This window comes from Sphingobium limneticum (assembly GCF_008710165.1).
GTDB classification, from domain to species: domain Bacteria; phylum Pseudomonadota; class Alphaproteobacteria; order Sphingomonadales; family Sphingomonadaceae; genus Sphingobium; species Sphingobium limneticum.
This window is the reverse complement of the sequence record NZ_VYQA01000011.1, coordinates 152,357-161,830: the sequence shown is the minus strand read 5'-3', so window position 1 is coordinate 161,830 and position 9,474 is coordinate 152,357. Positions and strand designations below refer to the sequence as shown.

Genomic DNA, 9,474 nt, shown 5'->3' with positions numbered 1-9,474 from the left:
AGGCCTGCGCCTCATAGCGCCCGAGGCCGGTCAAAAACGACCGGATTCTGGAAGGTTACCTCCCAGAATGACTGACGCCTTGGGCTAGAAAACGGCGAAAGCGAGGCCAATGGCCGGCTCTGCCAACCCTTTTTCCGCAGCCTGTTAGGAAGCTTTAAAAAATCTTGGTTAAGCGCCTAATGTCCTGAATCGCGGACCGACATGAGCCAGGGAATTGTTGTATTGAGCCGTATCGACGCTTCGCCTTTTGCCAAATTGCTCATGGCCCTGCTTGTCTTCGCGGTCATTATCGTCGGCTGGCGCCTCTATGGCCGCTATCGCGAATCCCACGCGGCCCTGCCCGAAGCGGGCGTGGCAAAGGGCGATTGTGCGCTCTGGTTCGTGGGCAGCTCGTCCATCCATCGCTGGACCAGTCTGGAAAAGGACATGGCGCCATGGGCGACGGAAAATCGGGGCATCAACGGTGCGGTGCTGACCGACATCCTGCCCCGTTTCGCCAATATCAAACCCGGTGAAGGGCGTCCGCGCGCGCTGATCCTCTATGTGGGTGAAAATGACATCGCCAGCGGCGTGCCGGTGCGCACCGTGATGCGGCAAATGGCCCAGCTGTTCGACCTGCGCGACCGGTTGCTGCCCGATGTGCCGGTGCTGCTGCTGTCGGCCAAGCCCAGCCCCGGCCGCGCCGCCTTTCTGGGCGAACAACGGCTGTTCAACGCGGCGGCGCAGCATTTCCTGCCCCATATGCGCAGCGCTTATTATGGCGACATCACCACGCCGCTCTTCGCCGACGGCAAGCTGGGCGACAATTATCAGCCCGACGGCGTCCATATGAATGCCCATGGCTACGCCATATGGTCCGATGTGGTGCGCCAGCGCCTGCACGCTATCCTGCCACCGGACGTGACGCGCCATTGCGCGCCCTGACGCTCAGCCCAAAGCGCCGCGCATCAATATGACGTGCAGGAATCGCGGCCCATGGGCGCCGCGCACATAGGTGCCCTCGATATCCGTGGTCCCTGACACGCCGGTGATCCAATAATGGGCGCGGGGCTGCGGCCCGACTAATGGGGCATCCTCCAGATGCGCGGCGATATCCTCCACCGCCAGCAGCACGATATGATGCAGCGCCAGGAAATTGGGTAGCATCGGCGCCTGCGGTGTCGTCTCGAACACCAGTGATCCGGTTTCGGCGATCCCTTTGCGCGCGATCGCCAGCGCGGCGACCTCGTCCGGCGCGGCAGCCTCATGCAGGGTGAAACCGCTCCAGTCGCATGCGCTCAGGCGCGGATCGCGCGGCAGGCAGAGGGTATGCGGCTCGCCCTGCGCCGCCAGATAGCGCGCGACCGCCGCCGGCAGGTCGGCAATCGTGTCGATCGCATCATGGCTGGCGCTGACGCTGGGGAGCGCCAGCCGGGCCAGAAATTCCGCCTCCAGCGCGCCTGTATCCACCGCCGGCCGCTCCGGCGCGATCAGCAGCGCGTCGGCCGCGGCCTTGTCCGGCGCCGCGCCTTTCAGCTTGGCCAGAATGGCGTCCCGCGCGCTCATGTGCGGCGCCCCTTCTTATATTGGTTCATGAAGGTCTGCGGCGCAGGCTTGGGCATGTCGCGATAGCGCGTCCATCCGCCCGCCAGCGGCATGCTGCCGATCCAGCCCTTCGTCCCCAAAATCTGCATCACCCGCACCGCAACGCCGGTGCCGAATCGATACAGTGCCGGCCGCCGCGCCACCCAGGCCCAAATCCCCAGCCCCCAGCGCATCGACGTCGGCTCCAGCCCCTCGCGCCAGCTCTTCTCGCGCCACCCGCGCAGCAGCGTGGGCAGGGGGATGCGCACCGGACACACTTCCTGACACTTGCCGTTCAATGTACAGGCGCTCGCCAGTTCGCGGCTTTGCTTCAGCCCGTCGAACACGGGCGTCAGCACCGCGCCCATCGGTCCCGGATAAGTGCCGCCATAGGCATGGCCGCCAATCTGCCGAAACACGACGCAATGATTCATGCACGCGCCGCAACGGATGCAGCGCAGCATCTCAGCCAGCCCCTCTTCGCGCATCTTCGTGCGGCCATTGTCGACCAGCACGATGTGCATCTCCTCCGGCCCGTCGCGATCATCCGCCCGCTTCGGCCCGGTATAGAAGGTCGTATATTGGGTCAGCGCCGCCCCGGTGGCCGATCGCGCCAGCATCCGCAGCATATGGATGGCGTGCGGCATGCTCGGCACGATCTTCTCGATCCCTGCCGTCACGATATGGACGCGCGGCGGCACCAGCGACAATTCGGCATTGCCCTCATTGGTGACGGTGCAGACCGCGCCTGTATCCGCGATCAGGAAATTGGCGCCCGATATGCCGACGTCCGCGCCCAGCATCTGCGTGCGCAATTCCCGCCGCGCGCTTTCCGCCATGGCGGCGATCGTCTCTTCCTCATGCGGGCTGCGATGCTTCGCCTTGAACAGCGCCGACACCTGCTCGCGCGTCTTGTGCATGGCGGGCCAGATGATGTGCGACGGCCGTTCGTCGGCCAGCTGGATGATATGTTCGGCCAGATCCGTCTCGACCCGCACGATCCCCGCTTCGGCCAGCGCATGGGGCAGGCCGATTTCCTCGCCCAGCATCGATTTGGACCGCGCCACGCTCTTTGCGCCCGCCGCCTTGCAGATGTCGATGACGATTCGGCAGGCCTCGTCCGCCGTGCTGGCCCAATGGACCTTGGCTCCTGCCGCTATCGCCTTGGCCTCGAACTGCTCCAGATAGGCGCCCAGATGCGCGACGACATGGTCCTTGATCGCCGCCGCCCGGTCCCGCGCCGCCTCGAAATCGGGAAAGGAGTCCACCGCCACCGCGCGCTTGGCCTCGGCCGTGCCGGCGGTCCGCTCGACCGCGACCTTCAATATCCGATCGGCCAAAGCCAGATCGACGCGATCGGTGAAGCCGCTCATGCCTCTTCCCCGATCGCCGGGCCGTCGCCCATGCCGGCGATCAGCTCGATCGCGTGGAACGCGCGCACCTTGCTGCCCTTTCGGTTCAGCTTCCCCGCCATGTTCATCAAACAGCCCAGATCGCCCGCCAGCAGCAGGTCCGCCCCCGTCGCGTCGATGGCATCGGCCTTTTCGCCGACGATCGCATTGGAAATGGACGGATATTTCACGCAAAATGTGCCGCCAAAGCCGCAACATGTCTCCTCGCCCTGCAATGGCGCGAAGCTGAGGCCCGCCACGCTTTTCAGCAACCGGCGCGGCTGGGCCTTGATCCCCAGTTCGCGCAGGCCCGAACAGCTGTCATGATAGGTCGCCTTGGCGTCCAGGCTCACACCCTCGGGCCGCCAGCCGCAGACTTCGTCCAGATAGGCCATGATCTCGAACGTCTTGCCCGCCACCGCCTGCGCGCGCGGCAGCCATGCCGCATCATGTTCGAACAATTCGGGATAATGGCAGCGGATCGTCCCCGCGCACGACCCCGACGGCGCCACCACCGCCTCATAGGGTTCCAGCGCCGCGATCGTCTGCTTGGCCAGCGCCACCGCATGGTCCCGGTCGCCGCTGTTCAGCGCGGGCTGGCCGCAGCAGGTCTGCCCTTCCGGCACCACCACCTCGCACCCAGCCGCCTCCAGCGCGCGGATCGCGGCAAAGCCGATGCGCGGCCGCATCAGGTCGACAAGGCAGGTGACGAACAGGGCGACTTTATGTGTCATAATCCATGGCGTTTCGCGAAATCGAGGAACAGGTCCGGCCAGGGTGCCGGTGCGGCGGGCGGGGCGACCAGGCCAAAGCCATGGCCGCCATTTTCGAACAGATGGCATTCGGCCGCTATGCCGCGTGCGCGCAGCGACGCCAGCATCGCCAGGCTGTTGTCCACCGGCACAGCGGGGTCGTCGATCGCATGCGCCAGGAAGACGGGCGGCGTCTCCGCGCTGACATCCTGATCCAGCGAATAGTCGCGCATGCGTTCCGGCGACGGCGTCTCGCCCAGCAATTGCGTGCGCGACCCGGCGTGCACGAACGGCCCCTCCATCTGGATCACGGGATAGATATAGGCGGCGACGGCGGCCTTGATCGGTTCCCGATCGGCGGAATCGACCGGCTTGTAACTTTCGACCGGCGTACGGCTGGTGAGCCAGGCGGCCAGATGCCCGCCCGCCGAAAAGCCCATCACGCCCACCCTGTTCGCATCATATCGCTCGCGCGGCGCCAGCGCCCGAACCAGCCGCAAGGCGCGCTGGGCATCCTGCAACGGCGCCTCCGCGCCTGCCGCCCAACCGTCAGCGGGCAGGCGATAGAGCAGCGAGAAACAGGCATAGCCCGCCGCCGCCAGCCGCCGCGCCACATTATAGCCCTCATGGCCGATGGCGACCCGGCTGTAACCGCCGCCGGGGATCAGCAATATCGCCGCGCCATTTGGCTTTGCGGGCCGCAGCAACGTCAGGGTCGGCGTCACGACATGGGCAAAGACGCCATCGTCCGGTCCGCTATCGGGCCGGCGCAGCGTCTCCACCTCCTGCACGGTCACCTGCTCGCCGCCCGGCGCCTTGCCCGGCCAGATCGGAAAGCGCTCGAACCCCTGGGGCAGCGGGAAGGGGCCGGTCTTGACCGTCTGGCCCAGCGCCGGCCCGGCCATCGCCGCGCTCGCTATGGTGCCGGCCAACAAGGTGCGGCGATCGATCGAAGTCATCGGCGATGGGTTCCTCTCCGGTTGGCGTGTCGCCCTTATTGCAGGTTCACATACATGCCGCCATCGACCAGCAGCGCGGCGCCGGTGATATAGGCGGCCATATCCGACGCCAGAAACACGATCGGCCCGGCCAGATCCTCCGGCTGGCCCAGACGGCCGAGCGGCGTGCGCGCCTCCATATATTGGCGCTTCTCCACATCGGCCAGATCATCCTTGTTGATCTCGGTCAGGATGGTGCCGGGCAGCACGCTGTTGCAACGGATGCCATATTTGCCCAGAGCAATGGCCGTGGACTGCATCAGCGAATGCACGCCCGCCTTGGTCGGGGTGTAATGGGTCTGATATTCCCCGCCGACCAGGGCGGAAATGGACGATACGGCCACGATCGACCCACCATGGCCTTGCTTGACCATCTGCTGCGCGGCGGCCTGCACCATGAAATAGGCGCCGTGCAGGTTCACCTTGAAGGTCCGCTCCACCACATCGACCGGCATGTCCAGGAAGGCGTGGAAGGGGCAGATGCCCGCATTGCTCACCATGACGTCGACCTTGCCGAAGGCTTCGACCGCCTTGGCCACGAAATCCTGCGCCGTCTGCGGATCGGCGACATCGCCCTTCACCGCTATGGCGCGCTGGCCCAGCGCCTCGATCTCCGCCACGCAGCTGGCCGCCGGTCCATCGCTGTTCGCATAGTTGATGACGACGTCGGCGCCATGCTGGGCGGCGCCGATCGCGGCGGCGCGGCCGATGCCGGTCGATGCGCCGGTGACGAGGACGGTCTTGCCTTCAAGCAGCTTCATGGGATCGCTCTTCCTTCAGATGATATCTATCGCCGCACCGGGCGGCGGGGGGATTTGACGCCGGGGGTCCAGCCCAGGTCGCCGCTGATCTTCTGCGCCGTCTCGCGAACGGCGGTGCTCAGATCCTGCATCCGCTCGTCGTCCATATATTGGGCGGCGCTCGACAGACTGATCGCGGCGACGATCGCGCCGGACGCGTCGCGGATGGGCGCGGCGACGCAGCGTATCTGGTCCTCATTCTCCTCCAGATCGAAGGCGCGGCCTTCGCCGACATAGCTGCGCATCCGCTCCAGCCACACGCCATAATCGGCGGCATGGGTGCCGGTTTCATATTCGGCATCGAACATCCGGCGCCACACCGGCTCGGGGTCGTCCAGCAACAACGCCTTGCCAAGGCCGGTGGAGGTCAGCGGATGGCGGTCGCCGATCCGGCTGGAAATTTCCACGCGACGGCGGCCGGGTATCTTGTCCAGATAGAGCGCCTGTTCGCCATCCAGCCGGCCCAGATGCACCACATCCTCGCTGGCGGCGGCCAGCATTTCCAGATGCGGCCGGGCGATCTGCACCACGTCCGCCTGACTCTGCGCCAGAAATCCCAGCTGCAATAGTTTCGGCCCCAGCTGATAGCCCTCGCGCGGCAGGAAGGTCAGGAAACCCCGCTCCACCATCGCATTGGCCAGCCGATGCGTGGTCGACCGGGTCAGGCCCATCCGTTCGGACAGGTCGGCCAGCTTGATCGGCCCGTCGATCACCTGGTCGAGCAGGTCCAGCCCACGGTGCAGCGTCTGCGACCCGCCCGCTTTCGCGGCAGCCTTATCCTCTCGCGCCAAATTTTCCGACCCATCCGATTCTGGGTTTGACGTTTTCTGTCTCATCTAATAACACTCTATCCCACAAAATGAGAAAAACAAGGGTGAAGGAGAGGCCGACCTGATTCTTCCGGTCCCGCCAAACTGACACTCTGGTCCCGCTCTCTGCGGCACCTATCATATTGTGAAAGTTTTTGCCTGCCGTTCCCACATGTTGAACGCGGGCTGGGTTGAGGGAGTTTTCGCGTGCCGATCGTGACGTTGCCTAAGATCAAGCATGTCCGCGCTTTCACCGTGCGCGGCGGTGGTGCCGACTATCATGACCAGGGCGAAGGCCACTGGATCGACGACCATATCGCGACGCCTATGTCGAAATATCCCAAATATCGCCAGTCGCGCCAAAGCTTCGGCATCAACGTGCTCGGCACGCTGGTGGTGGAGATCGAGGCGGAGGACGGCACGGTCGGTTTTGCCGTGACCACCGGCGGCGAACCGGCCGCCTATATCGTGGAAAAGCATCTCGCCCGCTTCCTGGAAGGGCGCGCGCCGACGGATTATGAGAAAATCTGGGACCAGATGTATTTCTCGACCCAATATTATGGGCGCAAGGGGCTGGTCATCAACGCGATTTCCGGCGTCGATCTGGCGCTCTGGGACTTGCTGGGCAAGCTGCGGCAGGAACCGGTCTATCATTTGCTGGGCGGCGCGGTGCGCGACGAACTGCAATTCTACGCCACCGGCGCGCGGCCCGACAAGGCGAAGGAATTCGGCTTCATCGGCGGCAAGATGGCGCTGCACCACGGCCCGGCCGAAGGTGTCGAGGGCCTGAAGAAGAATATCGCCGAACTGGCCGATATGCGCGCGAAGGTGGGCGACGATTTCTGGCTGATGTGGGATTGCTGGATGGCGCTCGACGTCGACTATGCCACCCGCCTCGCCATCGCCGCCCATGACCTCGGCCTCAAATGGATCGAGGAAGCGATCAGCCCGGACGATTATTGGGGCTATCAGCAGCTCAAGCGCAACGTGCCCAAGGGCATGCTGGTCACGACCGGCGAGCATGAAGCCACCCGCTGGGGCTTCCGCATGCTGCTGGAAATGGATTGTTGCGACATCATCCAGCCCGATGTCGGCTGGTGCGGCGGCGTCACCGAATTGCTCAAGATCAGCGCGCTGGCCGACGCCCATGGCAAGATGGTCGTGCCGCATGGCTCGTCCGTCTACAGCTATCATTTCGTCATCACCCGCCACAACTCGCCCTTCGCCGAATTCCTGATGATGCATCCGGGACCGACGGAGGTGGTGCCGATGTTCTCGCCCCAATTGCTGGGCGAACCGGTGCCGGAAAATGGTCGGATGAAGGTGAGCGCGCTCGACAAGCCGGGCTTCGGCGTCGACCTCAACCCCGACATCGCGATGCACCGCCCTTATACCCACTGATTGCCTGAAGAGAGAAACCTCCCATGAAATTCGTTCGTTTCGGCCAGCGTGGCCAGGAAAAGCCCGGCGTCATCGACAGCTACGGTAACATCCGCGACCTGTCCGGCATTGTCCCCGAACTGACCGTCGCAACCCTCGCCACGGCGCAGGCCGCCGACATCGCGTCCTTGCCGATCGTCGAAGGCGAACCGCGCTATGGCGTGCCGGTCAAGGGCATCGGCAAGATCGTCGCCATCGGCCTCAATTATGAGGATCATGCGATCGAATCGAACCTGCCGATCCCGACCGAACCGATGATGTTCATGAAGGCGCTGTCCTCGCTGAACGGCCCGAACGACGAAGTCGTGCTGCCCAAAAACAGCACCCATGGCGACTGGGAAGTCGAACTGGGCGTCATCATCGGGCAAACCTGCCGCTTCGTCAGCGAAGAAGATGCCCTGTCGAAGGTCGCGGGCTACACCCTCGTCAATGACGTGTCGGAACGCTTCAACCAGAAGCAGCGCGGCACCCAGTGGAGCAAGGGCAAGGGCCACGACACCTTCTGCCCGGTCGGCCCCTGGTTGGTGACACCGGACGAAGTGGGCGACGTCCAGAATCTCGACATGTATCTCACCATCAATGGCGAGCGGATGCAGACCGGCAATACAAAGACGATGATCTTCAACGTCGCCCAGCTCATTGCCTATGTCAGCGAATATATCACTCTCTATCCCGGCGACCTGATGATCACCGGCACCCCGCCGGGCGTGGGCGAGGGCAAGAAGCCAGAAGCCATTTACCTCAAGGCCGGTGACGTCATGGAACTGGGCATCGAAAAGCTGGGCGTCCAGACCCAGAACGTGTCGCAATGGCGCCACCTCGGCGACGAGGTGCTCGGATGAGCGTCTATGCGGGCCGTTTCGCGGGCCGTAACGCGATCATCACCGGCGGCGCGTCGGGCCTCGGCAAACAGGTCGCCGCGCGCATCGTTGCCGAAGGCGGGCAGGTGGCGCTTTGGGATCTCAATCCCGAAGCGCTCGCCGCCACTGGGCAGGAGGTCGGCGCGGCCCATGTCGTCGCCCTCGACGTCAGCGACTATGCTGCCGTCGCCGCCGCCGCGAAGGAAACGGCCGCAGCGCTGGGCAAGGTCGATATCCTGATCTGCTCGGCGGGCATCACCGGTGCCACGGCCACGGTGTGGGACTATCCGGTGGACAGCTTCCAGCGGGTGATCGACATCAACCTCAACGGCCTCTTCTACTGCAACCGGGAAGTCGCGCCCTTCCTGCTCGAAAATGGCTATGGCCGGATCGTCAACCTCGCCTCCGTCGCAGGCAAGGAAGGCAATCCCAACGCCAGCGCCTATAGCGCCAGCAAGGCAGGCGTCATCGGCTTCACCAAGTCGCTCGGCAAGGAACTGGCGGGCAAGGGCGTCATCGCCAACGCGCTGACCCCGGCGACCTTCGAAAGCCCGATCCTGGCGCAACTCCCGCAGAGCCAGGTCGATTATATGCGCTCGAAAATCCCGATGGGCCGCCTCGGCCTGATCGAAGAATCGGCCGCCATGGTCTGCTTCATGGCCAGCGAGGAATGCAGCTTCACCACCGCGTCCACCTTCGACACGTCGGGCGGCCGCACGACCTTCTAATGCGCAACAACCGTTCGTCCTGAGTAGCCATTGAGCGAAGTCGAAATGGCGTATCGAAGGACCGCTCAGACAGTCCGTCGATACGGGGCTTCGACAAGCTCAGCCCCTACTCGGGACGAACGGCATGTTTTTG

General features: G+C 64.4%; 10 protein-coding genes. 4 read left to right on the top strand and 6 right to left on the bottom strand.

What is annotated here, in order from left to right; all coding sequences use genetic code 11:
• Window positions 1-261: 261 nt before the first annotated feature.
• Window positions 262-924, top strand: coding sequence for a GDSL-type esterase/lipase family protein (locus tag F4U95_RS15810; RefSeq protein WP_246171611.1), 663 nt, complete (start codon window positions 262-264; stop codon window positions 922-924).
• Window positions 925-927: 3 nt separating this feature from the next.
• Here F4U95_RS15810 and F4U95_RS15805 read toward each other — a convergent pair whose 3' ends face one another.
• From F4U95_RS15805 to F4U95_RS15780, 6 genes are read right to left on the bottom strand one after another with little or no spacing between them, the layout of a single operon-like run.
• Window positions 928-1,545: a LutC/YkgG family protein gene (locus tag F4U95_RS15805; protein WP_150426332.1), complete on the bottom strand. Its 618-nt coding sequence runs from the start codon at window positions 1,543-1,545 to the stop codon at window positions 928-930.
• Window positions 1,542-2,936 carry a lactate utilization protein B gene (locus F4U95_RS15800; RefSeq protein WP_150426331.1) on the bottom strand — a complete coding sequence of 465 codons (1,395 nt, stop codon included), beginning with the start codon at window positions 2,934-2,936 and terminating at the stop codon, window positions 1,542-1,544. Before F4U95_RS15800 ends, F4U95_RS15805 begins: the two co-directional genes overlap by 4 nt.
• Window positions 2,933-3,688, bottom strand: coding sequence for a (Fe-S)-binding protein (locus F4U95_RS15795; RefSeq protein ID WP_246171610.1), 756 nt, complete (start codon window positions 3,686-3,688; stop codon window positions 2,933-2,935). Before F4U95_RS15795 ends, F4U95_RS15800 begins: the two co-directional genes overlap by 4 nt.
• The gene (locus F4U95_RS15790; RefSeq protein ID WP_150426330.1) at window positions 3,685-4,665 is read right to left on the bottom strand and encodes an alpha/beta hydrolase; all 981 of its coding nucleotides are present in this window, start codon (window positions 4,663-4,665) and stop codon (window positions 3,685-3,687) included. Before F4U95_RS15790 ends, F4U95_RS15795 begins: the two co-directional genes overlap by 4 nt.
• A gap of 35 nt (window positions 4,666-4,700) precedes the next feature.
• Entirely contained in the window at window positions 4,701-5,465 is a 765-nt protein-coding gene (lra1, locus tag F4U95_RS15785; protein ID WP_150426329.1) for an L-rhamnose 1-dehydrogenase Lra1, read from the bottom strand.
• A 26-nt stretch (window positions 5,466-5,491) separates the two neighbouring features.
• Window positions 5,492-6,340, bottom strand: coding sequence for an IclR family transcriptional regulator (locus F4U95_RS15780; protein ID WP_150426328.1), 849 nt, complete (start codon window positions 6,338-6,340; stop codon window positions 5,492-5,494).
• Between the two features lie 189 nt (window positions 6,341-6,529).
• Here F4U95_RS15780 and rhmD point away from each other — a divergent pair, with 189 nt between their 5' ends.
• From rhmD to F4U95_RS15765, 3 genes are read left to right on the top strand one after another with little or no spacing between them, the layout of a single operon-like run.
• On the top strand, window positions 6,530-7,714 hold the full coding sequence (rhmD, locus tag F4U95_RS15775; protein ID WP_150426346.1) for an L-rhamnonate dehydratase: 1,185 nt from the start codon (window positions 6,530-6,532) through the stop codon (window positions 7,712-7,714).
• A 23-nt stretch (window positions 7,715-7,737) separates the two neighbouring features.
• Entirely contained in the window at window positions 7,738-8,595 is an 858-nt protein-coding gene (locus F4U95_RS15770) for a 2,4-didehydro-3-deoxy-L-rhamnonate hydrolase (protein WP_150426327.1), read from the top strand.
• A complete protein-coding gene (locus F4U95_RS15765; RefSeq protein WP_150426326.1) occupies window positions 8,592-9,341 on the top strand; it encodes an SDR family NAD(P)-dependent oxidoreductase in 750 nt (249 codons plus the stop codon). The genes F4U95_RS15770 and F4U95_RS15765 overlap by 4 nt, the downstream gene beginning before the upstream one ends.
• The last annotated feature ends 133 nt before the right edge of the window (window positions 9,342-9,474 follow it).